Raw genomic sequence first — 24382 nt, forward strand, 5'->3', positions numbered from 1 at the left:
ACGCCTAACGGGAATGCCATGATCGTCGTCCACCATCTGAACAACTCGCGCTCGCAGCGCGTGCTCTGGCTGCTCGAGGAACTGGGCCTCGAGTACGAGGTCAAACGCTACCAGCGCGACCCGAAAACCATGCTGGCGCCGGCCTCGCTGAAGGCCGTGCATCCACTGGGCAAGTCGCCTGTGATCACGGACGGCGCCAACACGATTGCCGAGTCGGGCGCCATCATCGACTACCTGGTCGAGCGCTACGGCAATGGCCGCCTGGTGCCGGCGGCGGGTACGCCGGACAAGCTGCGCTGGACTTACTGGCTGCATTTCGCCGAGGGCTCGGCCATGCCGCCGCTGTTGATGAAGCTGGTGTTCGACAAGGTGGTATCGTCGCCCATGCCCTTCTTCGCGAAACCGGTCGCGCGCGGCATCGCCAGCAAGGTCATGAGCAGCTTCATCATGCCCAATATCAATAGTCAGCTGGCCTACATGGAAGCCGAGCTGGAAAAAGAAAAATGGTTTGCCGGCAATGAATTTACGGCGGCCGATATCCAGATGAGCTTTCCGCTGGAAGCGGCGGCCTCGCGCGGCGGACTCGATGAACGCCTGCCGAAACTGACGGCATTTTTGCAGCGCATCCACGCGCGCCCGGCCTACCAGCGCGCCTTGGAGCGGGGTGGGCCGTACGATTTCGCCAGGTAAGGGCTGTTGAAGGGTGATTCGCGGGGCGTCATACGTTGACATACTCCCCCACCTCAGCCTTGCGGCTGCCGCTTAGGCGGAAAGGAAGGGGATTCCTCCTGCGAGACGCGCATATCCGCGCGCGAGAATGATATTTGCCGAGTTGACGTCGCGGTCATGCACTGCACCGCAGTTCGAGCAGCTCCATTCTCTTATTCCAAGACCTTGCAGCCCTCTCGGGCCGCTGTGTGCGTCGCAGGCAGAACAGGTTTGGGTTGAATAAGCTTCGTTGACTTCCTCGAACCACACGCCAGCGTCATCGCTTTTGTAATGCAGCATGGTTCGGAACATCGACCAGCCGGCGTCGAGCACGGATTTTTCCATCCGTGTCTTGGCCAGGCCGCTTGCGTTCACGTCGCCAACGAAGATAGCCCCGTGCTCGGCGACGAGTCGGGTGCTGAGTTTGTGCAGGAAGTCCTTCCTGCGGTTGCCGATTTTGGCGTGTATCGCCCGTGCGCGGTCCGTCTTGCCTGCGCGCTGGGCCAGCGCGAGCGCCGGTTCAAGGTCCCGGTAGAACTGCTGGGCGGCAATCTTGACGCCGCCGGAGGTGGCCGCGAAGTCTTTCAGGCCCAGGTCGATGCCGACGGCGGCGCGGCCCGTGGAGCGCGCCGCCTTCTGGGTCTTGACCGTGATATTGATGTACCAGCGTCCGCGCGCGTCCTCGCTGAGGTTGCCGGCGCCGAGCTGGTAGGCCGACAGGCCGTAGCTGTCCCATAGGCACAGTGGCGTGCCCAGTCCGGACAGCAGCAATTGCCCGTTACGGTAGCGCAGCGCAGAGGCCTTGAAGGGAATCCAGCCCAGGCTGCGCCGGCTGCCGCGCGAAATGCGCCAGCGCAGCTTGACCTTCTTGAACTGGCGGCGCCGCGTAACGAGTTCTTTCGAAATCGCCTGGACCGTGGTCGAGTGCAGGTTCAGCCCTTCCTTGGTCGCGCCGGCGGTGTACGTGTCGATGTCGTATTCACTCAGGAACCGGCGCTCGCGCTGCCAGACCTTGAAAGACAGGTCGTTGGCGTAGTTCCAAACGAAGTTGACGTCCCGTGTCATCGCCGATAGCGCCGCAGCGTGCTTGTCCTTGAGGCGAAGCCTCAGGACGCGCGTCGAGTGCGTAAGCGATTTTTTAAAGGGCATAGACGTTTGACTTGAGCGATATCTGATTGGTTCAGGGCCGCACGAAAACTTATTCAGAGCAAGGCGGCCTTTCGGCCGCCGCGCTATCCATCCCCGACCGGAAGGACGGGGCTTTTCGCGCTATTCGGGTAAAATGCCCGATTCAACCAGCATCAACATACACCCGCATGGCCAGACTCCTCGCTATCGACGGCTTGAATATCGTACGCCGCGTCTACGAAGCCAGTCCAGAACCCGATTCCGACCTGAAGGCCGAGATCGCGCTGCGCCACGCGCTGTCGTCGTTCCGCACCCTCATCAACGACCACGAGCCGACGCATATCCTGCCCGCCTTCGATTTTGGCGGCCCCACCTGGCGCCACGCCCTGTATGCGGGCTACCGCGAAGGGCGCCAGCCCATGCCGCAAGTGCTGCGCGATGCCTTGCCCGGCTTTTACGCCACCCTGGCCGGCTTCGGCCTGAACGTCGTCAGCATTCCCGAAGTGGAAGCGGACGACGTGATCGGCACGGCCGTCATGCGCTGGCTGCACGAGGGGCGCGGCGCGGCCGTCATCGCCACCACCGACAAGGATTTGCATGGCCTGATCGCGCATGGTGCGCTGGTGTGGGACCATTTCAAGGGCATCTGGCACGACCACGCCTGGGTCGAGAAAAAGTTCGGCGTGCCGCCGGAACTGCTGCCCGACCTGCTGGCGCTGATGGGCGATGTGACCGACAGCATTCCTGGCGTGTCGAAGATCGGCCTGAAGACGGGCGCCAAACTGTTGCGCGCCTACGGCAATATCGACGCCGTGATGGCCGGCGCGGGGATTTTGCCCGGTACGCTGGGCGAAAGCCTGCGAAGAGAGCGCGAAATACTGTATCTTTCAAGAAAGTTGGTAGAACTCAAGACCGACGTGACCCTGGGTGTTACCTGGAACAAGCTGGTCTGGGAAAAATAGCGCGCAACGCAAGACAAGAATATTCAAGCAAGGGATGTAATCATGATGTTAAAGGCAGTCCTGATCGATAGCAGCGCCGTGGCGCGCGGCCTGCTGAACACGGTCCTGACCGATGGCGGCTACGAGGTCTGCGGCCAGACGCATACCAGCGCGCTGGGGCTGGCGCTGCTGGTCAAGCATCGGCCGCATTTCGTGTGTGTTGCGCGCGAACAGGTGGAAGATGGCAGCAACGTGGTGCAGGCCATACGTGAGCAGTACCCGAAGACGCTCATTTTCATGATTTCAGGCGGCATCGACGCCGCCTCGCTGCAGGCGGCGCACGCCATGGGCGTGTCGGGCTTCATCGTCAAGCCCTTCATGGCCGACACGGTCTTGAAAACCGTGCGCAACACGGTGATTGCCATGGTGCGCAAGCAGCAGGCGCTGGCCGCTGCTGCGCAGGGCAGCGCCTAGAAAATTAGGCCAGGCCGGTCGAGCTGGCGATAATCGCGCCACCGAGGCACACGTCGCCATCGTACAGCACGGCCGACTGGCCCGGCGTCACGGCCCACTGTGCCTGGTCAAACGCCAGGCTGAAATGTTCATTTCCATCCGGCAGCAACTGGCAGGTCACATCGGCCTGGCGGTAGCGGGTCTTGGCCGACAGGGAGCCTGCCTGCGGCGCGGCGCCTGCGACCCAGCTGGCCTGGTCGGCCATCAACGCTTGCGACAGCAGCCACGGATGGTCATGGCCCTGCACCACGTACAGGGTGTTGTTGGCGATATCCTTGCGCGCCACATACCAGGCGTCGCTGCTGCCGTCCGCGTTCTGGTACGACTTCACACCGCCGATGCCGATGCCCTTGCGCTGGCCCAGCGTATAAAAACTCAGTCCCACGTGTTCGCCCACGGTCTTGCCGTCGGCCGTCTTCATGGGACCCGGTTTGTACGACAGGTAGCGGTTCAAGAATTCGCGGAACGGGCGTTCGCCGATGAAGCAGATGCCGGTCGAGTCCTTCTTTTGCGCATTCGGCAGCGCCAGCTTTTCGGCGATCTGGCGCACTTGCGTCTTCGGTATTTCGCCCAGCGGAAACAGCGTCTTGGACAATTGCGCCTGGTTCAAGCGGTGCAGGAAGTAGCTTTGATCCTTGCTGGCATCGACGGCCTTGAGCAGCTCGAAGCGGCCCGCGTCCGTCGGTGCCTGGCGCACGCGCGCATAGTGGCCGGTGGCGATCAGGTCGGCGCCCAGCGTCATGGCATGGTCGAGGAAGGCCTTGAACTTGATTTCGGCGTTGCACAGCACGTCCGGATTCGGCGTGCGGCCGGCCTGGTATTCACGCAGGAAGTCGGCGAACACGCGGTCCTTGTATTCGGAAGCGAAATTGACGGCCTCGATATCGACGCCGATGACGTCGGCCACGCTGGCCGCATCGATCCAGTCCTGGCGCGTCGAGCAATATTCCGAATCGTCGTCATCTTCCCAGTTTTTCATGAACAGGCCGATGACTTCATAGCCTTGCTCCTTCAGCATCCATGCTGCGACCGAGGAATCGACCCCGCCCGACATGCCGATAACGACTTTCTTCTTGCTCATCTTGCTTTCCAGTTACTTTTAGATAATGTTGCTATGCACTGTTAAAAACGGACACATGCGTGTGCAGCAGGGCCAGCGGCGCGCGCCGCCCGGCCAGGTATTCGTCCACGCACTGCAGCACCAGCGGGCTGCGGTGGCGTTCCTGGCACGCTGCCAGTTCGTCGCGCGTCATCCACAAGGTGCGGATGATGCCTTCGTCCAGCGGGCGGTCATGTTCGGCGCCGGCGGTGCCGCAAAAGGTGAAGCGCAAATAGGTCACGTCCTCGCCCGTGCGCAGTGACTGATAGCGCGACATGTACATGCCGACCAGTGCCGTGGGGATGAAATCGTAGGCCGCTTCTTCCAGCGTTTCGCGGATCACGGCCTGCTCCAGCGACTCGAACGGGTCGAGGTGGCCGGCCGGCTGATTCAGCTTGATGCCTTCGCTGGTCTCTTCTTCAATCAGTAAAAACAGGCCATCGCGCTCGACGATGGCAGCAACGGTGACAGAGGGTTTCCAGATTCGCGGCATGATTCCATCCTTGAAAGAGCCGACATTTTATCTTGTTCTGCGCGCGCGGTTTGAACGCGGCCTTTTGTTGCGCGGACATATTGATAAATGACAACGTTTTAGCAAATAACGGTGGGAGGCACTTATGCATACCCGGGGCGTGCACTAGCATGTGCCTGTTTGGCGGCAAGGTGGCAGGAAGCGCCCGCCAATATAGGCTTTCTGCTTGGTCAAAACAAGCGCGCGCGTCCGTTGGGCTGTGGTGAAATTGACACACCTTTCCCACAATACGGTCGCCGCACCGCATGGCGGAACGGGCAGTGGTATTACGGGGCAATTAGTGTCCAGCGCCTAAAAGTTGCTGGTACGCAAAGGTTTAACGCACGGCTTTCCGTGTTAGATTCTAGTCAGTTTATTAATTAGCGGAGGCATCATGAGGATAGGCATACCGGCCGAAACGCGACCCGGTGAGACCCGGGTGGCAGCAACGCCCGAGACAGTCAAGAAGCTGGCGGCCAAGCATCAGGTCGTCGTACAGGCGGGCGCGGGCGTGCAGGCATCGATCCCCGATGACGCGTATGTCGCTGCCGGCGCGCAGATCGGCACCGCTGCGGAAAGCTACGCTTGCGCCATCGTGCTCAAGGTGCGCGCGCCGGACGCCGGTGAACGGGCCTTGATGGCCAGCGGCACGGTGCTGATCGGCATGCTCAACCCGTTTGACGCGGACAATATCGCGGCCATGGCCACGGCTGGACTATCCGCCTTCGCCCTGGAAGCCGTGCCGCGCATCACGCGCGCCCAGTCGATGGACGTGCTGTCTTCGCAGGCCAATATCGCCGGCTACAAGGCGGTGCTGGTGGCAGCCAATACCTATCAACGCTTCATGCCCATGCTGATGACGGCGGCCGGCACCGTGAAGGCGGCGCGCGTGCTGATCATGGGCGTGGGCGTGGCCGGTCTGCAGGCGATCGCCACGGCCAAGCGCCTGGGCGCCGTGATCGAGGCGTCCGACGTGCGCCCGCCCGTCAAGGAGCAAGTCGAGTCACTGGGCGCCAAATTTCTCGACGTGCCTTTCCTTACCGACGAAGAAAAGGAAATCGCCAAGGGCTCGGGCGGCTATGCGCGCGCCATGCCGGCCGACTGGATGCGCCGCCAGGCCGAACTGGTGCACGAACGGGCCAAGCTGGCCGACATCATCATCACCACCGCCCTGATCCCCGGCCGCGCCGCGCCCGTGCTCATTTCCGAGGAGACGGTGAAAGCCATGAAGCCGGGCTCCGTCATCGTCGACCTGGCCGTGGAGCAAGGCGGCAATTGCCCCCTGTCCGAACTGGGCAAGACGGTCATCAAGCACGGCGTGTATATCGTCGGCGAGCCTAACCTGGCGACCCTGGTGGCGGCCGACGCTTCGGCCCTGTACGCGCGCAACGTGCTCGATTTCCTGAAGCTGATCATCGACAAGGATGACCAGTTGCTGATCGACCGCGAGGATGAAATCATCAAGGCCAGCCTGGTTTGTGCGGATAACAACATCTTACGTAAATAACGCGGTGCCGGAGAGAACAACACCATGGAAATCAGTCACACCATCACTAACCTGATCATCTTCGTGCTGGCCATTTATGTCGGCTACCACGTCGTCTGGACCGTCACGCCGGCACTGCATACGCCGCTGATGGCCGTTACCAATGCCATTTCCGCCATCATCATCGTTGGCGCCATGCTGGCGGCCGGCCTGACGGATGGCCCGCTGGCGCAGGCCGCCGGCACTTTGGCCGTGGCACTGGCTGCCGTCAACGTGTTCGGCGGCTTCCTCGTCACGCAGCGCATGCTCGAAATGTTCCGTAAAAAAGAACCGAAAGCCAAGCAAGGAGCGAAAGAATGAGTCATGCCATGAGCTTCGTCACCATGAACCTGGTGACGATGATGTACCTGATCGCCTCGGTGTGCTTCATCCAGGCCTTGAAAGGTCTGTCGTCGCCATCGACGGCGCGCCGTGGCAATGCCTTCGGCATGAGTGGCATGGCCATCGCGGCCGTCACTACCGTGGCGCTGATCCTCAAATTGAAAGAGCAGCAAACGGGTGGCATGGGGCTGACCCTGGTCATCATCGGCATCGTCACGGGCGGCGCCATTGGCGCCTACCTGGCGAAAACCGTCGAAATGACGAAGATGCCGGAACTGGTCGCGGCCATGCACTCGCTGATCGGCCTGGCGGCCGTCTGCATCGCCGTCGCTGCCGTGTCGGAACCGTGGGCCTTCAATATCGCCAAGCATGGCGAGGCGCTGTCCGTCGGCAACCGCTTCGAACTGTTTATCGGCACTTTTGTCGGCGCCATCACCTTCTCCGGTTCGGTGATCGCTTTCGGCAAGCTGTCGGGCAAATACAAGTTCCGTTTATTCCAGGGCGCGCCCGTCAGCTTCAAGGGCCAGCACCTGCTCAACCTGGTGCTGGCGCTGGTGATGGTAGGCCTGGGCCTGGCGTTCTGCTTCGCCGATGGCGTGGAACCCGCGTGGACGCCGTTCGTCATCATGACCCTCATCGCCTTTGCCCTGGGTGTGCTGATCATCATCCCTATCGGCGGCGCCGACATGCCGGTGGTGGTCTCCATGTTGAACAGCTATTCGGGCTGGGCAGCGGCTGGTATCGGTTTTTCGCTGAATAACTCGATGCTGATCATCGCCGGTTCGCTCGTCGGTTCTTCCGGCGCGATCCTCTCCTACATCATGTGCAAGGCCATGAACCGCTCCTTCTTCAACGTCATCCTCGGCGGCTTCGGCGGCGCTGCACCGGCCGCTGGCGTGGCCGGCGCGCAGGAGCAGCGGCCAGTGAAATCGGGGTCGGCCGACGACGCCGCCTTCATCATGGGCAATGCGGAAACCGTCATCATCGTGCCTGGCTACGGCCTGGCCGTGGCGCGCGCGCAGCATTCGCTGAAGGAGCTGGTGGAAAGACTCACCGAGAAGGGCGTCACCGTCAAATATGCGATTCACCCGGTGGCCGGGCGCATGCCGGGCCACATGAACGTGCTGCTGGCCGAAGCCGAGGTGCCGTACGACCAGGTCTTCGAGATGGAAGACATCAACGGCGAATTCGGCCAGACCGACGTGGTGCTGGTGCTGGGCGCGAACGACGTGGTCAACCCGGCGGCAAAAGACCCGAAATCGCCGATCGCCGGCATGCCGATCCTGGAAGCCTATAAAGCCAAGAGCATCATCGTCAACAAGCGCTCGATGGCTTCCGGCTATGCGGGCCTGGACAACGAACTGTTCTACCAGCCGAACACGATGATGGTGTTTGGCGATGCCAAGAAGGTGATCGAGGATATGCTGAAAGCCATCGACTAGATTCCGCTTGCAGCTACCAGACGGCCCGCCTTGCGCGGGCCGTTTTTTATAGGGCAGGCGAGGTTGCCACGACCTGGTTGCGGCCCTGGTGCTTGGCCACGTACAGGGCTTTGTCCGCTTCGGACATGGCCGCGTCCAGGGTGGCGCCTTTTACCAAAGGCGCCAGGCCGATGCTGATGGTCACCTGCAGCGTACCGCCATCGGGCAGCACGGTGACGGCGGCTGCCACGGCTGCGCGGATGCGTTCAGCCACTTTGTACGCCTGTTTCAAGGTCGCGTCGGGGAACAGCAGGCCGAATTCCTCGCCGCCCATGCGCGCCGCCACGTCCGTCACGCGCCCCGTCTCGCGCAGCACCTGCGCCACGTTGCGCAGCACGGCATCGCCCACGGCGTGGCCATGGCGGTCGTTGATTTTCTTGAAATGGTCAAGGTCGGCCACGCCCACCGTCAGCGCCGCGCCGCTGCGTGCCGCGCGCGCCATGGCTTGCTCTGCATGGGCTTCATAGGCGCGCCGGTTGGGCAGGGAGGTGAGCGCATCGGACAGCGCCTGCTGTTCCATCTGCGCCAGCAGGCTGGCATTTTTTGCCGCCAGTTCGCGCCGTTCGCGCACGTCGAGCAAGAAGGCGCCGAAATAGCGCATGCCGTCGACCGCGCCCAGGTCGAGTGCCTTCATTTCGATGGGGATCATCTGCGCATTGCGGTGGCGGATGGCGAATTCGCGGATTTTTCCCAGCACGCTGGAGGGGCGCGAGTTGCCGATGTAGTGGATGACGTGGTTGTCGTGCTGCGCGGCGACGGCGTCGGGCAGCAGGCCGTTCAGGGGCTGGCCCAGCAATTCGCCGCTGGCATAGCCGGACAGCGCCTGCATGGCGCCGTTGATATAGCGGATGCGGTACTGTTCATCGATGATGATGACGGCGTCGAGCGCATCTTCCAGCAGGCGCGAAAAGAGTACTTCGGGAAGTGCGGCAGGCGGTGCTGCGGGCAATGCATCTGTCATGGAGCGGTCGCCAAAATCCAGGTGAAGCCCATTGTCGCATCCACGGGCCGTTTATTCCATGTTGAATCTCCCGCCTGTTTCTTTTTCGCCCTCAGCGGTGGCCGTACATCATCAGTTCTGCGAGACCCTTGCGCGCCGGGCTGACGGCGTCGAGCAATCCCAGCGACAGGCCTAGCAAGCCTTGCGTGGGAGCGCTGCCCGTGAAGATGCGCGCCATGGCGTCGGTTACGCGTACGGTCAGCCCGCGGTCGGCCTGGCGCAAGGCTACATAGCGTTCCAGTGCGGCTGGGCTGCTGTCCTGCGCCAGCACGCGCGCCAGCACGGCGGCGTCGCGCAGGCCCAGGTTCAGGCCTTGTCCCGCCACCGGGTGCAGCGTTTGCGCCGCATTGCCGATGGCGACCGTGCGCGCCGTGCCGTCCACCTGCGCATTCAGGCCCAGCGGATAGGCCAGGCGCGGCGTGGTGTGGCTAAAGCGTCCCAGGCGGCTGCCGAAAGCGGTGCCCAGGCGCGCCAGGAATGCCGCGTCGTCGAGGGCCAGCAATTGTTCCGCGCGCGTGGGCGGCATGCACCAGACCAGCGCGTAGCCGTCGTCCTGCGGCAGCAGGGCCAGTGGCCCCTCGTCGGTGAAGCGTTCATAGGCCCGGTGGGCGATGGGGGCGCTGCTACGTACATGGGCGATGATGGCGCTTTGGCCATAATCGCGGCTGACTGCGCGTTCCAGCTGCTGGCCAAACAGGCCGCCCTCGGCCTGCACCAGCAGGCTGGCGCGCAAGCTTGACGTGGCGCCGCCCTGTTCGATCTGCACGCTCACGCCGTCGCCGTCTTGCGTACTGCCCGTGACCAGGGCAGGGCGCACGGTGGCCACGCCGAGGCGTTCGCAGACGTCGGCCAGCACGCTGACCACGGCGCCATAGCGCGCCACGTAGCCGAGCGCCTCGACGCCGTGTTCGCTGCGGTCCATCAGGCTGCGCCCAAAACGGCCGCGGCGCGAGACGTGGATTTCATGGATCGGCGTCGCGGCCACGGGCCAGGCGCCTGCTTCCTCGAGAATCTGGCGGCTGCCGTGCGACAGGGCGATGGTGCGCGGATCGCGCCTGGCCTGCTCGACGGACTTGGCGTCGAGCAGGGCGATGCCGGCTGCGCGTGCTCCCCGCTGCACCAGCAAGGCGGCCAGCGCCATGCCGACGGGGCCGGCGCCGCAGATGGCGAGATCGAAAGAAGACGGTGTATGCATGCTGCTGCGTTAATCCTGTGACATCAGTTGTTCGATTTCAGCCACGCTCTTGGGCGCCGTGCTGAACACTTCATGGCCTTGCGGCGTGACCAGCACATCGTCCTCGATGCGGATGCCGGTATGCCAGAACTGTTCCGGCACGCCCGCGCCGGGACGCACATAGATGCCCGGCTCCACCGTCAGCACCATGCCCGCTTCGAGGGGGCGCCACGGCTTGCCGGGCACGCGCGTGTCGCGGTAGGCGCCCACGTCGTGCACGTCCATGCCTAGCCAGTGGCTGGTGCCATGCATATAGAACGGCAGGTAGCCCTTGTCGGCGATGACGTCCTGCACGCTGCCGCTTTTTTGCCGGTCCAGCAAGCCCAGGTCCAGCATGCCTTGCGCCAGCACCTGCACGGCAGCTTCGTGGATGGCGCTGTGCGGCAGGCCGGGGCGCACCATGTCCAGCGACGCTTGCTGGGCCGCCAGCACCAGTTCATACAGGGCCCGCTGCGGGCCGCTGAAACGGCCGTTGACGGGCCAGGTGCGCGTAATGTCCGAGGCGTAGCCATCGAGTTCGCAGCCGGCGTCGATCAATACCAGCTGGCCTTTCTGCAGGAGCGCGTTATTGGCGCTGTAGTGCAGGATGCAGGCATTGTCGCCACCGGCCACGATGGACGAATAGGCGGGGAACTGCGCGCCGCTGCGGCGAAACTCGTACAGCAGTTCCGCTTCGAGCGCATATTCCCGCATGCCGGGCCGCGTGGCGCGCATGGCGCGCACGTGGGCCGCGCTGGAGATGGCGGCTGCGCGGCGCATCAGCGCTTGTTCTTCCGGGTCCTTCAGCAGGCGCATCGCGTCGAGCATGCCGTTGATGTCATGTGCGATGGCTGGCGCCGTGACACCGCTGCGTGCCTTCTTGCGCACATTGTGCAGCCAGAGCTTGACTTGCGCATCGAGGCTGCCAGCCAAGGCGTAATACAGGGCTGGCGCGTCGGCCAGCAAGCGTGTCATTTCCACATCGAGTTCTTCGATGGGAAAGGCGCCATCGAAACCGAAACTGGCGCGCGCCGCCTCGGGGCCGTGACGCAAGCCGTCCCAGATTTCGCGCTCGGTATTTTTGGCGCGGCAAAACAGGATGGCGCGCGCGGGCGCCGTGGCGCTGGCAGCGACCAGCGCCACGGCGCTGTCAGGCTCCGTAAAGCCGCTCAGGTAATAAAAATAACTGTCGTGGCGATACGGATAGTCGCAATCGCTGTTGCGCGGCACCTCGGGCGCCGTGGCAACGATGGCCACGCTGCCTGGCAGCATCTGCGCCATCAGCGCCGCGCGCCGGGCCGCGTAGTTGGCCATCATGCTGCCGGCGCCGTTGCGCTGGTGACGCCGTTGAGCGCATCGAGCTGCTGCGGCGTACCGACATTGGTCCACTCGCCCGGATAGACTTCGCCGCCGACGCGGCCCTGGTCTGCATGCTGGCGCAGCAGGTCGCCCAGCCTGGCGTGGCTGCCCGCTTGGACGCCGTCGAACATTTCAGGACGGTACACGCCGATATTGGCGAAGGTCCATTTCGGCTCGTCCGTATTATTGATCGCAAACAAGGTCAGGCCGAAGTCGCCCTTCGGGTGGTGTTCGGGGTTGGCCACCAGGTAAGTCCAGGCGATGTCGCGCCGGTCGGCCGGATAGGGCGTGCCCAGCACGTCCTTGTCGGCCAGCACACCCTGCACTTGCGTGAAATCAAAGTAGGGGCAATAGATGTCGCCGGAAATGGCGAGAAACGGTTCTTCGCCCAGCAAGTGGCGCGCCTGGGCGATGCCGCCTGCCGTTTCCAGCGGCGTCGTTTCCGGCGAATACGCGATGCGCGCGCCAAAGGCACTGCCGTCGCCCAGGGTTTCCTCGATCAGATGGCCCAGGTGCGAATGGTTGATGACGATGTCGGTGATGCCGGCGCGCACAAGGTTCAGCACATGCCAGACGATCAGCGGACGGCCGCGCACTTTCAGTAGCGGTTTGGGGCAGGTGTCGGTGAGCGGACGCATCCGTTCACCGCGGCCTGCGGCGAAGATCATGGCTTTCATGGAATATTCGTTTTCTGGTTTATTTTTGTAAATTGCTCTGTCATCAGAAAGTGTAGCCGACTTGGGGCGTTTTATTTTCCAGGGCGTCCAGCAGGCGCACCAGCGGCTTGAGTTCCGTGTAGCGGTTGGCCGTCTTGCGCACGTAGTCGAGCACGGTTGGCAGGTCGCCCATGTACACGTCCTTGCCGTCGCGGTAGTTCAGGCGCGCAAACAGGCCGAGGATTTTCAGGTGGCGCTGCAGGGCCGTGAATTCGAAATCGCGGTAGAAGGCGTCGATATCCGGATTGACGGGCAGGCCCAGTTGCTTGGCGCGCTGCCAGTAGCGGATCACCCAATCGAGCACCAGTTCTTCATCCCACTGGATATACGCGTCGCGCAGCAGCGAGGCAATGTCATACGTGACGGGGCCGAAGACGGCGTCCTGGAAGTCGAGAATGCCGGGGTTGGGCAACGAACCATCGCTGATGTGCATCAAATTGCGCGAATGGTAGTCGCGGTGCATGAATACTTGCTGTTGCGACAAAATATTCGCCGTGATGGCCTCGAAGACTTTGTCCAGCTGGGCTTGTTGTACATTCGTCAAGGTAGCGCCCAGGTGCTTGCCGATGAACCATTCCGGGAACAGATTCATTTCGCGCAGGATGAAGGCGCGGTCGAATTCGGGCAGCACGTCGGGTTGGCTGGCCAGCTGGATCTTCATCAGGGACTCCAGTGCTTCGGCGTACAGCACGCTGGCATTGTCGTGATTCAGGGCATCCAGATAAGTGCTCGTGCCCAGGTCGGTCAGCAGCAGGAAGCCGTTGTCCAGATCTTGCGCGATGATTTCGGGCACGGATACGCCGGCGGCCTTCAGCAAGCCGGCTACCTTGATGAAGGCGGGTACGTTTTCGCGTTCGGGCGGCGCATCCATGGCAATCAGTGTACTTGCTGGCAATGTTGCATTGCCTGGCAGCACGTCGAGGCGGTAGTAGCGGCGGAAGCTGGCATCGCTGGAGGCGCGGCGGGCGGAATCGGGCGCGACGAGGTTAAGCGAGGTCAACCAGGCTTTCAACAGGGTCAGGCGAGCGTCGGCTTGGGCCGGCGCGGTGGAGGAATTGGAAGAGAATGACATTAAGCGGCCTGTGGAATCGGGTTGATGGTGCAGATTCCCATATAATAAGGGATTCAAATCAAAAAATCGCCTGTCAATGGTGCTTGCCCCTTCCAATTCATGAGCTGGTTTTCGGCCTCCCCCCCTTCGCAGCGCTGGGCTTTCGCCATCAGCGCGCTCGTCGCCGCCACGACGGTGCCTGTCCACGCCCAGAAGGTACCGCGTCCGGTCCATGTGGAAGACCCGGATGCGCCCACCGTCATGACGGCGGAAAGCATGAGCGGCCGGCCGGAACGGGAGATCAATCTCGACAAAAATGTCGTGATTGAGCGCGGAAAAACCACAAAAATGACGTCCGATACAGCTTGTTACAAACAAGTTGAAGATCAGTTCGACGCCGAAGGCCACATCAAGATGTGGCGTTTTGGCAATTATTACACGGGCGATGTACTCAAGCTGAACATGGAAACGGGCAAGGGTTTCCTGCTCAACCCGACTTACCGCTTCGAAGTGGGCGGCGGCCAGGGCAAGGCCGAGCGCGTCGACTTCATCAATCCCGACGAAGCCAATGTCATTGACGGTACCTACAGTACCTGCGAGGGCCCGAATCCGGACTGGTACCTGAAATCGAGCACCTTGAACCTCGATACGGGCCGTGACGTCGGTACCGGTGGCAAGACCATCATCTATTTCAAGGACGTGCCCATCCTCGGCACGCCCGGCATCTCGTTTTCGCTGTCGGGCGCGCGCCGTTCGGGCTGGCTGGCGCCCACGCCAGGTTTTGCCTCGAAGAACGGCTTTGAGCTGACGGTCCCGTATTACGTGAATATCGCGCCAAACCGCGACCTGACCCTGTTCCCCAAATACATACAGCGGCGCGGCATCCAGCTGGGCGCCATCGGGCGCTACCTGGGCGAAACCGATGCCGGTTTGTACAGCGGCGAAACATCGTTCGAGTACTTGCCCAACGACAAGCAGACCAAGACCGACCGCTACATGATCAAGTCCAAGCATGAGCAGGCGCTGGCCAAGGGCTGGACCTATGGCTGGGATGTGCGCGAAGCGTCCGACAATGAATATCCGAGCGACTTTTCGAAAAACGTGGCCAGCGCCACCGAGCGCCAGTTGCTGCGCGAATTGCGTACCGATTACCGTACCGAAGACTGGAGCCTGACGGCGCGCGTGCAGAATTACCAGGTGCTGCAAGATCCCGATGCGGCCACCGATCCCAGCCTGTTCGTCACGCGTCCATATGATCGTTTGCCTTCGGTCAACTTTCATGCTGGCAAATATGACGTCTGGGGCGGTTTCGACTGGTCGTTCGACGCGGAAGCGACGCGTTTCGTGCACCCGACCCTGGTGCAGGGATCGCGCGTGGTGGCCGTGCCGCAAGTGAGTTTCCCTATCATCCGCCCTGGTTATTTCATCACGCCCAAGCTGATGTTGAATGCCAGCGCCTACCAGCTCGACAACAACGCCACGACCCAGGCGCAGTTCCCGAATACCTCGCTCACGCGCGCCGTGCCGACCTTCTCGCTCGACGGCGGCCTGGTGTTTGAACGCGATACGAACCTGTTTGGCGCCAAGGGCGGCACGCAAACGCTGGAGCCGCGCCTGTTCTACGTCTACACGCCGTACCGCGACCAGTCGCAGTTCCCCAACTTCGATACGGCCGACGGTACTTTCAACCTGACGCAGATCTTCACGGAAAACCGCTTCGTCGGTAGCGACCGCATCGGCGACGCCAACCAGGTCACGGCAGCCGTGGTCTCGCGCTTTCTTCAGCCCGATGGCGCCGAGCGCATGCGCCTGACGTTCGGCCAGCGTTTCTATTTTGCCGACCAGCGCGTGCAGCTCACGTCGACCACGCCGGTCAACCAGTCGCGCTCGGACATCTTGCTGGCGGCAACGGGCCGCGTGTCGGAGACTTGGACCGTCGACAGTCTGGTGCAGTACAATCCCAGCGATCGCCAGTTGATGAGCTACCAATACACCATGCAATATCAGCCCGGTCCGAAGAAAGTATTGAATTTCAGCAATCGTTTCCAGCGTGGTAGTTTCCGCAACGCCGAAGTGTCGACCCAATGGCCGCTGACGGACCGCCTGTACGGCGTGGGCCGCATCAGTTATTCCTTGCTCGACCGGCGCATGCTGGAAAGCCTGATCGGCCTGGAATACAAGGGCGATTGCTGGGTGTTCCGCATGGGGGCGCAGCGTTTCGTGACTTCGGCCAAGAATGCGTCGACACCGATTTTCTTCCAGCTGGAATTGACGGGCCTGTCGAACGGCCTGGGCCTGGGGGCAAATGGCCTGGAAACATTTACCAAAACCATACCTGGCTATCAGGCACTGAGCCAGCCACTCCGTTAAGATGGTCACCGTTGCCGCCGCCGGTATCACCGGCGCTGGCACAAACCGGTTTTTTTATTCACTTGAACTCATGAGCGCTCTACACATTATGCGTAATGCCAGTATGCACCAACTCAAAATTGCAACGGTTCTGTTGTGCGCCATTTCCGGCGCCACGACCAGTAGTGTCTGGGCGCAACAGGCTGCGCCTGCCGCCAAGCCGGCTGCTGCTGCGCCTGCGGTAGCCGCGCCTGCACCGGCCAAGGGTTTCACGCCACCAAAGTCGAGCAGCGGCCAGACCATCGATTCCATCGCCGTCGTCGTCAATGACGACGTGATCACGCGCAATGAAGTGGCGGCCCGCATCAAGAGCGTGGAGCAGCGCATGAAGGCGCAGAATATTCCTGTCCCAGATCCTGCCGACCTGCGTCGCCAATTGCTCGAACGCATGATCGTTGAGCGCGCGCAAATGCAGCTGGCCAAGGAAATGGGCGTGCGCGTGGATGACCTGACCCTGGACCGTGCGATTGGCCGTATTGCTGAACAGCAAAAAATGACGGTGCAAGACTTGCGCAACCAGATGGAAAAAGAAGGCACGCCGTTTGCGACCTTCCGCGAAGAAATCCGCGATGAAATCATCATGCAGCGCCTGCGCGAACATGAAGTGGACGCCAAGATCCAGATCTCGGATTCCGAAGTGGACAATTTCCTGGAAGCAGAAAAAGCGGCGGCCAGCGAACAGGTCGAGATGAACCTGGCGCAGATTCTCGTACGCATCCCGGAAAACTCCAGCCCCGAACAGATCGCCGCGCGCCGCGCGCGTGCCGAAGAAGTCAGCCGCCAGCTGCGCACGGGCGCCGATTTTTCCAAGATGGCTGCCAGCTACTCCGATGCCAGTGATGCGCTGAGCGGCGGAGATATCGGCTGGCGCGCCAGCGACCGCTTGCCGCCATTGTTCACGGAACAGTTGCTGAAATTGAAGCCTGGCCAGATCACGCCTATCATCAAGAGCAACACGGGCTTCCATATCCTGAAGCTGGTGGACCGCCGCAGCGCTGCCCAGGCGCAAGCCGTGGCCGCCGTGCAGCAGACGCATGCCCGCCACATCCTGCTGAAAATCACGCCGGCGCTGTCGGCTGCCGAAGCCAAGCGTAAATTGGCGGAATTGAAAGAGCGCCTCGACAACAAGGCTGCCAAGTTCGAAGACCTGGCCCGCTTGTTCTCGAACGATGGCTCGGCTGCCAAGGGTGGCGACCTGGGTTGGCTGTATCCAGGCGACACCGTGCCAGAATTCGAAACGGCGATGAATGCCCTGAAACCGGGCGAAGTGAGCGAGCCGATCGAATCGAGCTTTGGTTTCCACCTGATCGAAGTGCTGGAGCGCAAGAGCGACGACGTTTCGAAAGAGAAGCAGCGCAGTGCCGCGCGCAATGCCTTGCGCGAGCGCAAGCTGGAAGAAGCGACGGAAAACTGGGCGCGTGAAGTACGCGACCGCGCCTACGTCGAATTCCGCGCCGAAGACCAGTGATCGTTTCAGTGACTATTTGCGCATGAGTAACTTGTCTGCACCAGGCCGTCCCGCCATCGCCATCACCTGTGGCGAGCCTGCCGGCGTCGGCCCGGAAATTTCCATCCGTGCCGCCTGGGCCATGCGCAACGAGGTCAACTGCATCTTGCTGGGCGACGCCGCCTTCCTGGCGCTGACAGCCAGCCTGATCGACCCGGACATCCGCCTGGCGGCGCTGTCGCTGCAAGCCGTGCGCAACAGCGGCTTGCCCCAGTTTGGCCCTGGCCGCCTGGCCGTGATCGACATTCCCACCGTCAACAACGTCATTCCTGGCGTGCTCGACAAGGATAATGGCCGTTCCGTGCTGGCCACCCTGGACGCGGCCGTGGAAGGCATCGCGGCGGGCTGGTTTGGCGCCATGGTCACCGCGCCTTTGCAAAAAAGCACGATCAACGACGCGGGCGTGGCGTTTTCCGGCCATACGGAATACCTGGCGGAAAAGACCGGCACGCCGCAAGTGGTCATGATGCTGGCCGGCGAACCCGGCCATGGCGAGCCGACCCTGCGCGTGGCGCTGGCGACCACGCACTTGCCCCTGAAAGACGTCTCGGCTGCCATCACGCAAGACAGCCTGGCCGTCACGCTGGATATCCTCCAGCTTGATTTGCAACAAAAATTCGGCATCGCCGCGCCGCGCATCCTGGTCACCGGCCTGAACCCGCATGCGGGTGAGGGCGGCTACTTGGGACGCGAGGAAATCGACGTCATCGCGCCGGCCATCGCCGCGGCGCAAGCGCGTGGCATCGATGCGCGCGGGCCGTATCCGGCCGACACCTTGTTCCAGCACAAGTATCTGGCGGACGCCGACTGCGTGCTGGCCATGTACCACGACCAGGGCTTGCCCGTGCTGAAATATGCCACCTTCGGGCGCGGCATCAATATCACGCTGGGCTTGCCGCTGATCCGCACCTCGGTCGACCATGGCACGGCGCTCGACCTGGCCGCGCAAGGGCTGGGGCTGGCCGATTGCCACAGCATGCAGCAGGCCCTGCAAACGGCGCTCGATATGCTGCGCGCCAGCCGCGCCGCCTGAGCCACTCATCCGCATCACCGCGCCTTACCCGCATTTATAGAAAAACAGAATATGAAACACGTTGCCCGCAAACGCTTTGGCCAGAACTTCCTGCATGACCGCTTCGTGCTGAACGACATCACGGCCGCCATCGCACCGCAGCCGGACGATGCCATGGTCGAGATCGGGCCCGGCCTGGGCGCCATGACGGAGCAGTTGCTGCGTCACCTGAAGCAGATGCACGTGGTGGAACTGGACCGCGACCTGATCGTGCGCCTGGAAAAGACCTTCAATCCGGCCAAGCTGACGATCCACTCGGGCGATGCGCTGAAATTTGATTTCGCGCAAATTCCCGTGCCGGCCGGCCAGAAGCTGCGCATCGTGGGCAACTTGCCATACAACATTTCCAGCCCGCTGCTGTTTCACCTGGCCGATTTCGCGCCGCTGGTGCAGGACCAGCATTTCATGCTGCAAAAGGAAGTCGTCGAGCGCATGGTGGCCGAGCCGGGCAGCAAGACGTATGGCCGCTTGTCCGTGATGCTGCAATGGCGCTATGACATGTCGCTGCTGTTCATCGTGCCGCCGACGGCGTTTGACCCGCCGCCGAAAGTGGAATCGGCCATCGTGCGCATGATCCCCGTGGCTGAGCGCCTGGCGTGCGACCAGGCCACCCTGGAAGCGGTCGTCATGAAGGCGTTTTCGCAGCGCCGCAAGGTGATCCGCAACTGCCTGGCCGGCATGTTTACGGAAGACCAAATCAAGGCTGCCGGCATCGACCCGACCCTGCGCCCGGAAACCGTGGGCCTGGAGCAGTATGTGGCCCTGGCAAATTTGTTAAAAGCGCCTGCGTAATTGTTAACTTAAAACCACTGGTCGACTTGCTGCAGGTCCTGCCGCAGGGCTGAAAAGCAATCGTCGACATGGTGGTTGCGGCTGATTTCATTGCGCCGCATCAAGGCGATCTTGCGCTTGCAGGTGGGCTGGCGCAACGGCGCCACGTGCAGTTCCTCATCGTTGAGGAAAGTCGTATACAGGCTGGGCATGATGCCCACGGCGATGCCGGCGCGCACCACGCCATACAGCGACTCGCTGTGTATCATCTGGTACAGGCTCGACGGGCTCAAGCCATGCTGGCGCAGCGCGCTGGAGGCGAACTCCCAGATGCTGCCCTTGGTAAACACGACGATTTCCTGGCCCGCCAGCTGTTCCCAACGCACTTCCTTCAGCGGCGCCAGCGCATGGCGCCCCGCCGTGACCAGCACCAGTTCGTCTTCGAACAGGCCCACGCTTTCGAGCGAAACGGAACCGGGCACCTCGATACCCACGCAAAAGTCCAGCTGGCCCGAATGCAGGGCATGCAGCAAGCCATCGTTGGGCATGTCCGATAGGACGATTTCCACCTCGTCGCCATGCTGCTCGCTGTAGCGCGCCACCACGGCCGCCGTCATGGCCATCGCCGAGGGAATCGCGCCGATGCGGATGCGGTGCCGTCCGCTGCCGATGGCGCGCTGGATATCGGCAAAGGTATTACTCGCTGTATTCAATAAATGCGTGGCGTAATCGAGCGCCAGCTTGCCTTCGCGCGTCAGTTCCAGCTGGTGGGTTGTGCGGTTAAACAACTTCTTTCCCAGCTGGTTTTCCAGCAGCTTGATCGAGGCGCTGAGCGCCGGCTGGGTCACGCACAATTCCTGTGCAGCCTTGCTGAAGCTGTTTACCCGGGCTAGGGTGGCAAACGCTTGTAAATGTCGTAAGGAAATTTTCTTGCTCAGTTCATGCATTGGTTTGCTTATTAGAAAAAGTAATGGATTTATAAAAATAAACAAATTTTCTTATCCTGCAATTTACCATATTCTGGACTGGTCTTTACTTGTCTCGGAAGCAACAATTTTCAGGGAAGTGCTTGCCAGGCGGCGCCGGCACTCGCGGCGGCCAGCATGCAAGGGACATTGCAATCAAAAATAATTCCAAAAAAACTCAGGGTTTACTCTTTTTTAGGGCGGCGGCGATGAACAAATGGATGACTGGAACGATGGTAGTGGGTGGCTTGCTGGCGGCGCAGGGAGCGGCGCAGGCGCAAAGCAGCGTGCAAGTGTATGGTTTGTTGTCGGCTGGTATCGGCTATGTCTCGGATGAAGGTAACGGCAGCCGTACGCACGCGCTGAGCGGCACCAACCAGAATCCGCGCATCGGTTTCCGTGGCCAGGAAGACTTGGGCGACGGCACCAAGGCCATCTTCGTGCTGGAGAACGGTTTCAATGTGATGACGGGCGTGGCAGCGCAAAGCGGCCGTTTATTCGGCCGCCAGTCGTATGTGGGCCTGTCGAGCAACGACAAGGGCACCCTGACCCTGGGCCGCCAGTACGAAGCGGTCAAGGACTTGCTGGGCCCGGTGGTCATCGCCAGTAACGGCGTGCATATCGGCGACAACGACAATGGCTACAACAACTTGCGCGTGCAAAATGCCGTCAAGTATGTCAGCCCGAACATCAGCAACCTGTCGTTCACCGGCTTGTACGGTTTCAGCGAAAATCCGACAGATTCCAACCGCAACCGCGTCTACAGCATGGGCGCCGGCTACAAAGTCGATGCCTTCAGCTGGGCCGTCGCCTATACCAAGATGGACCACCCGAATGCCCCGGAAGCGCCGAATGGCGCCATCGGCAATGACTATGGCAGTTCCTTGCTGATCTTCAACAAAAGCGCCGTCAGCGGCGCCGGCGTGAACAGCCAGGCCATTGCCGGCACGGGAGGCTTTTATAATGTGGGCAGGACCAAGTTTGGCGCGCTGTACACCAACGTGCGCTACCACTACATGGATCAAAGCAATCTGACCTTGCAAAACGTGGATCTGAACATGAACCACAAGCTGACGGAAGCGCTGAACCTGGGTGCATCGTATTTCTTTACCACCGGAAAATATGATGTGGTCAACAAGACGCCGAAATGGCATCAGGTCAACTTCCAGGCCGATTACTTCCTGTCCAAGCGCACCGATGTCGCCGTCACCTGGAGCTACCAGAAGGCCGCCGGCGATGCGACGTTTGCCCGCGTGTTCGGTTTCGGCGCCTCCGGTGGCAAGACGCAAAGCGTCTTGATTGTTGGCATGCGACATTATTTCTGACGACTGACTCATCTTTACAGGCGCTGTCCTGCAGCGCCGCCCCCTGAAAGGAAGCATCTTGAAAAAGCACCTCATGTTGGCGTTGAGCCTAGGCTTGCTGGCAAACGCCGCCCACGCGGAAAAACGCGAGCTGGTCATTTCGGCCTATCCGATTGCCCAACCCTTGTTCATGAAGTATGTGTACGAGCCGTTTAAGGCCAAATGCGGTTGCGATATCAAGGTGGAAACGGGGAATAACGCGGACCGCATCGCCAAGCTGGTGGTGCACAGCAAGAACCCGGTGATCGACCTGGTGCTGCTGTCCGATTCCGGCATGCTGGAAGCGGCGCAGAAGGGCGTGATCCAGCCCATGGATTACGCCAGGCTGAGCAATTACAAAGCGTTGTATGACGTGGCGAAAAACCCGATCGGCGGCAACTTCGCCGTCGGCTACACCCTGTATTCGGTGGGCCTGGTGTACCGCAGCGACAAGATCGCCCCGCTGACGTCCTGGAAGGACCTGTGGCGCCCTGAACTGAAGGGCCGCGTGGCCTTGCCTGACGTGAGCACCACGCAGGGACCGCTGATGCTGCGCATGGCCGATGCGGCCTGGGGCGGCAAGACGGACGACTATGCCACCGGTTTCAACAAGATTGTCGGCATGAAGGGTAACGTCGTCACGTTCTCGAAAAACAGCGCGCAGCTGGCGGCCCTGTTCGCCCAGGATGAAATCTGGGCCGCGCCCGTGGCGCGCTTCACCTGGTCGCAAATGCTCAAGACGGGCCTGCCCCTGAAGTGGAGCATCCCGGCCGAAGGCCAGGCGGCCGGCATGAACGTGATGGGCATCGTCGCTGGTTCGAAGAACGCGGACCTGGCGTATCAACTGATGGATTTCTGGCTGTCCAAGGAAGTGCAGACGCAGCTGGCAACCAACCTGGTCGACTCGCCCGTCAACAAGGAAGTGCGCCTGTCGGTGGCGGCCGCGCAATTCAATACGTATGGCGCCGACCAGATCAATTCGCTCAAGTTCGTCAAGCCCGAGACCATTCTCAAGCAGCGCACCAACTGGATGACGCAGTGGAACAAGGCCATGAGCAAATAGTGGTGACGAGGAGAAAACACCATGTTTGCTGATCCAAAAAAGCGCCTGGGCCTGCTGCTGGTCTTGCCTGCGCTGATCTTTATCGTCGTTTGCTTCCTGCTGCCCGTGCTGGCCTTGCTGGTCGACGCCTTCCGCGTCGGCGACGGCATGCAATGGGGCTTCGACCGCTTCATCGAATTTTTCTCGCAGGAATTCAACCGCACCATCTTCTGGCGCACCCTGCGCATCGCCGCACTGGTGACGTTAGCGTCCATCATCCTCGGCTATCCGGCTGCGCAGGCCGTGGCGCGCGTGTCGCCACGCTGGCGTGGCATGGTGGTTGGCATGATGATCTTGCCGCTGATGGTCTCGCCCATCGCGCGTACCTATGCCTGGATCGTCTTGCTGGGCCGCAACGGCGCCGTCAACGGGGCCTTGGTCAACATGGGCTTGACGGAAGAGCCGCTGCGCTTGCTGTTCAGTGAATTTGCCGTCTTTGTCGGCCTGTTGCAATTGCTGCTGCCGCTGATGCTGATGTCGCTGGCGGGCGCGCTGGAAAACCTGCCGCGCGACGTGGAACCGGCTGCCGCCACCCTGGGCGCCAATCCATGGCAAGTATTTTGCAAGGTCACCCTGCCGCTGACGCAGGAAGGCCTGGTGGTCGGCGGCACGCTGGTGTTTACGGGCTGCGTGACGGCCTATGTGACACCGGCCTTGCTGGGCGGCACCAAGGTGCTGATGCTTGAAACCCTGCTGTACCAGAAGGTCAGCGTGGAGAGCGACTTTGGCGCGGCCAATGTGATCGCCGTCATCCTCGTTTGCATGACTTTGCTGGTGAACGCCGGCCTTAAACGTATTTCCTCGAGCCGGAGCTCGGTATGAAAGAAAGCCTGACATGAAAGAAAGCTTATTCTCACGTGCAGTCTTATGGCTGGTGTTCCTGTTCCTGCTGGGCCCCTTCGCCATCGTGGTGCTGGCCGGGTTTTCCGGCGGCGAAACGCTGGCCTTCCCGCCCGAGTCGTACTCGCTGCGCTGGATCCTCGAAGTGTGGGCGGCGCCCGAGTTCCGCCGCGCCTTCCAGACCAGCCTGGAAATCGGCCTGATTGCCACCGTCATCGCGCTGCTGCTGGGCATACCCGTCGCGTACGCGTTTTCGCGCATGCCGCCGCCGGGCATCGGCGCCATCCGCCAGGTGCTGACCTCGCCCCTGATCATTCCCGCCATCCTGGTGGGCCTGGGCTTGCTACACCACCTGGTCTTGACCATCAATGCGCCCGTGTATGTGGGCTTGTTGATCGGCCATATCGCGCTGTTGATACCGTATTCGGTGCGCGTGGTGTACGCCAGCCTGGTCAACCTGCGCGTCGATATCGAGGATGCCGCCATCACCCTGGGCGCGTCGCGCCTGCGGGCGTTCTTCATGATCGTGCTGCCGAATATCCGCAACGCCGTGATCGCCGCCTTCTTCCTCGCCTTCGTCACCTCGTTCAACCAGGTGCCCGTCTCGCTGTTCCTGACGGGACCGGGCATCAGCACCTTGCCCATCGAGATGCTGGGGCATATGGAAAACAGCTTCGACCCGTCGATCGCTGCCCTGTCGACCTTGCTGGTCTTGTTCACCATGGCATTCGTGATGGTGACCGAGAAGGTGCTGGGCATTTCTAAATACATGTAAGAGGCAACACA

The 24382-nt window shown here is 61.6% G+C and carries 23 protein-coding genes; 14 read left to right on the forward strand and 9 right to left on the reverse strand.

Annotated features, from left to right (window positions below; all coding sequences use genetic code 11):
• Positions 1 to 18: 18 nt before the first annotated feature.
• Positions 19 to 690: a glutathione S-transferase gene (locus ACQ4W6_RS09350; RefSeq protein ID WP_436566914.1), complete on the forward strand. Its 672-nt coding sequence runs from the start codon at positions 19 to 21 to the stop codon at positions 688 to 690.
• Between the two features lie 72 nt (positions 691 to 762).
• Here the strand turns inward: ACQ4W6_RS09350 and ACQ4W6_RS09355 are convergent, their stop codons facing one another.
• Positions 763 to 1857, reverse strand: coding sequence for an RNA-guided endonuclease InsQ/TnpB family protein (locus tag ACQ4W6_RS09355; protein WP_436566915.1), 1095 nt, complete (start codon positions 1855 to 1857; stop codon positions 763 to 765).
• A 167-nt stretch (positions 1858 to 2024) separates the two neighbouring features.
• Here ACQ4W6_RS09355 and ACQ4W6_RS09360 point away from each other — a divergent pair, with 167 nt between their 5' ends.
• Together ACQ4W6_RS09360 and ACQ4W6_RS09365 are read left to right on the forward strand one after the other, a co-directional pair.
• Positions 2025 to 2798 carry a 5'-3' exonuclease gene (locus tag ACQ4W6_RS09360; RefSeq protein WP_436566916.1) on the forward strand — a complete coding sequence of 258 codons (774 nt, stop codon included), beginning with the start codon at positions 2025 to 2027 and terminating at the stop codon, positions 2796 to 2798.
• Positions 2799 to 2840: 42 nt separating this feature from the next.
• The gene (locus tag ACQ4W6_RS09365) at positions 2841 to 3251 is read left to right on the forward strand and encodes a response regulator (RefSeq protein WP_436566917.1); all 411 of its coding nucleotides are present in this window, start codon (positions 2841 to 2843) and stop codon (positions 3249 to 3251) included.
• 4 nt (positions 3252 to 3255) lie between these two features.
• On the opposite strand, the gene mnmA is transcribed toward ACQ4W6_RS09365, so the two are convergent.
• Positions 3256 to 4371: a tRNA 2-thiouridine(34) synthase MnmA gene (mnmA, locus tag ACQ4W6_RS09370; RefSeq protein WP_436566918.1), complete on the reverse strand. Its 1116-nt coding sequence runs from the start codon at positions 4369 to 4371 to the stop codon at positions 3256 to 3258.
• A 31-nt stretch (positions 4372 to 4402) separates the two neighbouring features.
• Complete coding sequence (locus ACQ4W6_RS09375) at positions 4403 to 4882, reverse strand: NUDIX hydrolase (protein WP_096238110.1); 480 nt, start codon at positions 4880 to 4882, stop codon at positions 4403 to 4405.
• Between the two features lie 412 nt (positions 4883 to 5294).
• On the opposite strand from ACQ4W6_RS09375, the gene ACQ4W6_RS09380 reads away from it, so the two are divergent.
• From ACQ4W6_RS09380 to ACQ4W6_RS09390, 3 genes are read left to right on the forward strand one after another with little or no spacing between them, the layout of a single operon-like run.
• Positions 5295 to 6407, forward strand: a complete 1113-nt coding sequence (locus tag ACQ4W6_RS09380; protein WP_436566919.1) for a Re/Si-specific NAD(P)(+) transhydrogenase subunit alpha — start codon at positions 5295 to 5297, stop codon at positions 6405 to 6407.
• A 24-nt stretch (positions 6408 to 6431) separates the two neighbouring features.
• Entirely contained in the window at positions 6432 to 6746 is a 315-nt protein-coding gene (locus ACQ4W6_RS09385; RefSeq protein ID WP_071321726.1) for an NAD(P) transhydrogenase subunit alpha part 2, read from the forward strand.
• Between the two features lie 8 nt (positions 6747 to 6754).
• Entirely contained in the window at positions 6755 to 8209 is a 1455-nt protein-coding gene (locus tag ACQ4W6_RS09390) for an NAD(P)(+) transhydrogenase (Re/Si-specific) subunit beta (RefSeq protein WP_436567094.1), read from the forward strand.
• A gap of 46 nt (positions 8210 to 8255) precedes the next feature.
• Here the strand turns inward: ACQ4W6_RS09390 and ACQ4W6_RS09395 are convergent, their stop codons facing one another.
• The 5 genes from ACQ4W6_RS09395 to ACQ4W6_RS09415 form a co-directional block, all read right to left on the reverse strand.
• Positions 8256 to 9209, reverse strand: coding sequence for a GGDEF domain-containing protein (locus ACQ4W6_RS09395; protein ID WP_436566920.1), 954 nt, complete (start codon positions 9207 to 9209; stop codon positions 8256 to 8258).
• A 91-nt stretch (positions 9210 to 9300) separates the two neighbouring features.
• Entirely contained in the window at positions 9301 to 10443 is a 1143-nt protein-coding gene (locus tag ACQ4W6_RS09400) for a UbiH/UbiF/VisC/COQ6 family ubiquinone biosynthesis hydroxylase (protein ID WP_436566921.1), read from the reverse strand.
• A gap of 9 nt (positions 10444 to 10452) precedes the next feature.
• A complete protein-coding gene (locus ACQ4W6_RS09405; RefSeq protein ID WP_436567095.1) occupies positions 10453 to 11775 on the reverse strand; it encodes an aminopeptidase P N-terminal domain-containing protein in 1323 nt (440 codons plus the stop codon).
• On the reverse strand, positions 11775 to 12497 hold the full coding sequence (gene murU, locus ACQ4W6_RS09410) for an N-acetylmuramate alpha-1-phosphate uridylyltransferase MurU (protein WP_436566922.1): 723 nt from the start codon (positions 12495 to 12497) through the stop codon (positions 11775 to 11777). The genes ACQ4W6_RS09405 and murU overlap by 1 nt, the downstream gene beginning before the upstream one ends.
• 43 nt (positions 12498 to 12540) lie before the next feature.
• Positions 12541 to 13608 (reverse strand): aminoglycoside phosphotransferase family protein, encoded by a 1068-nt coding sequence (locus ACQ4W6_RS09415; RefSeq protein ID WP_436566923.1) that lies wholly within the window; start codon positions 13606 to 13608, stop codon positions 12541 to 12543.
• A gap of 99 nt (positions 13609 to 13707) precedes the next feature.
• Between ACQ4W6_RS09415 and ACQ4W6_RS09420 the strand changes: the two genes are divergently transcribed.
• From ACQ4W6_RS09420 to rsmA, 4 genes are all read left to right on the forward strand, one after another.
• Positions 13708 to 15957 carry an LPS-assembly protein LptD gene (locus ACQ4W6_RS09420; RefSeq protein WP_436566924.1) on the forward strand — a complete coding sequence of 750 codons (2250 nt, stop codon included), beginning with the start codon at positions 13708 to 13710 and terminating at the stop codon, positions 15955 to 15957.
• A 103-nt stretch (positions 15958 to 16060) separates the two neighbouring features.
• Positions 16061 to 17464, forward strand: coding sequence for a peptidylprolyl isomerase (locus tag ACQ4W6_RS09425; protein WP_436566925.1), 1404 nt, complete (start codon positions 16061 to 16063; stop codon positions 17462 to 17464).
• A 22-nt stretch (positions 17465 to 17486) separates the two neighbouring features.
• Complete coding sequence (gene pdxA / locus ACQ4W6_RS09430; protein WP_436566926.1) at positions 17487 to 18536, forward strand: 4-hydroxythreonine-4-phosphate dehydrogenase PdxA; 1050 nt, start codon at positions 17487 to 17489, stop codon at positions 18534 to 18536.
• A 51-nt stretch (positions 18537 to 18587) separates the two neighbouring features.
• Entirely contained in the window at positions 18588 to 19367 is a 780-nt protein-coding gene (rsmA, locus tag ACQ4W6_RS09435) for a 16S rRNA (adenine(1518)-N(6)/adenine(1519)-N(6))-dimethyltransferase RsmA (RefSeq protein WP_436566927.1), read from the forward strand.
• An 8-nt stretch (positions 19368 to 19375) separates the two neighbouring features.
• Here rsmA and ACQ4W6_RS09440 read toward each other — a convergent pair whose 3' ends face one another.
• Entirely contained in the window at positions 19376 to 20293 is a 918-nt protein-coding gene (locus ACQ4W6_RS09440) for a LysR family transcriptional regulator (protein WP_436566928.1), read from the reverse strand.
• Between the two features lie 239 nt (positions 20294 to 20532).
• Here ACQ4W6_RS09440 and ACQ4W6_RS09445 point away from each other — a divergent pair, with 239 nt between their 5' ends.
• The 4 genes from ACQ4W6_RS09445 to ACQ4W6_RS09460 are packed head-to-tail and all read left to right on the forward strand — an operon-like array spanning position 20533 to position 24371.
• Complete coding sequence (locus ACQ4W6_RS09445; RefSeq protein WP_436566929.1) at positions 20533 to 21636, forward strand: porin; 1104 nt, start codon at positions 20533 to 20535, stop codon at positions 21634 to 21636.
• Positions 21637 to 21694: 58 nt separating this feature from the next.
• Positions 21695 to 22717, forward strand: a complete 1023-nt coding sequence (locus ACQ4W6_RS09450; protein ID WP_436566930.1) for an ABC transporter substrate-binding protein — start codon at positions 21695 to 21697, stop codon at positions 22715 to 22717.
• 21 nt (positions 22718 to 22738) lie between these two features.
• On the forward strand, positions 22739 to 23578 hold the full coding sequence (locus tag ACQ4W6_RS09455; RefSeq protein ID WP_436566931.1) for an ABC transporter permease: 840 nt from the start codon (positions 22739 to 22741) through the stop codon (positions 23576 to 23578).
• Between the two features lie 13 nt (positions 23579 to 23591).
• On the forward strand, positions 23592 to 24371 hold the full coding sequence (locus ACQ4W6_RS09460; protein ID WP_436566932.1) for an ABC transporter permease: 780 nt from the start codon (positions 23592 to 23594) through the stop codon (positions 24369 to 24371).
• The last annotated feature ends 11 nt before the right edge of the window (positions 24372 to 24382 follow it).

This window comes from Janthinobacterium woesei (genome assembly GCF_051380875.1).
Taxonomy (GTDB): Bacteria; Pseudomonadota; Gammaproteobacteria; order Burkholderiales; family Burkholderiaceae_D; genus Janthinobacterium.

Bases quoted from the DNA above. Each gene is read 5' to 3' on its own strand.
- ACQ4W6_RS09365 (WP_436566917.1), top strand. From the start codon at position 2,841: ATGATGTTAAAGGCAGTCCTGATCGATAGCAGCGCCGTGGCGCGCGGC.
- ACQ4W6_RS09385 (WP_071321726.1), top strand. From the start codon at position 6,432: ATGGAAATCAGTCACACCATCACTAACCTGATCATCTTCGTGCTGGCC.
- ACQ4W6_RS09445 (WP_436566929.1), top strand. From the start codon at position 20,533: ATGACTGGAACGATGGTAGTGGGTGGCTTGCTGGCGGCGCAGGGAGCG.
- ACQ4W6_RS09405 (WP_436567095.1), bottom strand. From the start codon at position 11,775: ATGGCCAACTACGCGGCCCGGCGCGCGGCGCTGATGGCGCAGATGCTG.
- ACQ4W6_RS09350 (WP_436566914.1), top strand. From the start codon at position 19: ATGATCGTCGTCCACCATCTGAACAACTCGCGCTCGCAGCGCGTGCTC.
- ACQ4W6_RS09390 (WP_436567094.1), top strand. From the start codon at position 6,755: ATGAGCTTCGTCACCATGAACCTGGTGACGATGATGTACCTGATCGCC.
- ACQ4W6_RS09355 (WP_436566915.1), bottom strand. From the start codon at position 1,857: ATGCCCTTTAAAAAATCGCTTACGCACTCGACGCGCGTCCTGAGGCTT.
- pdxA (WP_436566926.1), top strand. From the start codon at position 17,487: ATGAGTAACTTGTCTGCACCAGGCCGTCCCGCCATCGCCATCACCTGT.
- ACQ4W6_RS09375 (WP_096238110.1), bottom strand. From the start codon at position 4,882: ATGCCGCGAATCTGGAAACCCTCTGTCACCGTTGCTGCCATCGTCGAG.
- mnmA (WP_436566918.1), bottom strand. From the start codon at position 4,371: ATGAGCAAGAAGAAAGTCGTTATCGGCATGTCGGGCGGGGTCGATTCC.
- ACQ4W6_RS09425 (WP_436566925.1), top strand. From the start codon at position 16,061: ATGCACCAACTCAAAATTGCAACGGTTCTGTTGTGCGCCATTTCCGGC.
- ACQ4W6_RS09360 (WP_436566916.1), top strand. From the start codon at position 2,025: ATGGCCAGACTCCTCGCTATCGACGGCTTGAATATCGTACGCCGCGTC.
- ACQ4W6_RS09395 (WP_436566920.1), bottom strand. From the start codon at position 9,209: ATGACAGATGCATTGCCCGCAGCACCGCCTGCCGCACTTCCCGAAGTA.
- ACQ4W6_RS09380 (WP_436566919.1), top strand. From the start codon at position 5,295: ATGAGGATAGGCATACCGGCCGAAACGCGACCCGGTGAGACCCGGGTG.
- ACQ4W6_RS09440 (WP_436566928.1), bottom strand. From the start codon at position 20,293: ATGCATGAACTGAGCAAGAAAATTTCCTTACGACATTTACAAGCGTTT.
- ACQ4W6_RS09420 (WP_436566924.1), top strand. From the start codon at position 13,708: ATGAGCTGGTTTTCGGCCTCCCCCCCTTCGCAGCGCTGGGCTTTCGCC.
- murU (WP_436566922.1), bottom strand. From the start codon at position 12,497: ATGAAAGCCATGATCTTCGCCGCAGGCCGCGGTGAACGGATGCGTCCG.
- ACQ4W6_RS09460 (WP_436566932.1), top strand. From the start codon at position 23,592: ATGAAAGAAAGCTTATTCTCACGTGCAGTCTTATGGCTGGTGTTCCTG.
- ACQ4W6_RS09415 (WP_436566923.1), bottom strand. From the start codon at position 13,608: ATGTCATTCTCTTCCAATTCCTCCACCGCGCCGGCCCAAGCCGACGCT.
- ACQ4W6_RS09400 (WP_436566921.1), bottom strand. From the start codon at position 10,443: ATGCATACACCGTCTTCTTTCGATCTCGCCATCTGCGGCGCCGGCCCC.
- rsmA (WP_436566927.1), top strand. From the start codon at position 18,588: ATGAAACACGTTGCCCGCAAACGCTTTGGCCAGAACTTCCTGCATGAC.
- ACQ4W6_RS09455 (WP_436566931.1), top strand. From the start codon at position 22,739: ATGTTTGCTGATCCAAAAAAGCGCCTGGGCCTGCTGCTGGTCTTGCCT.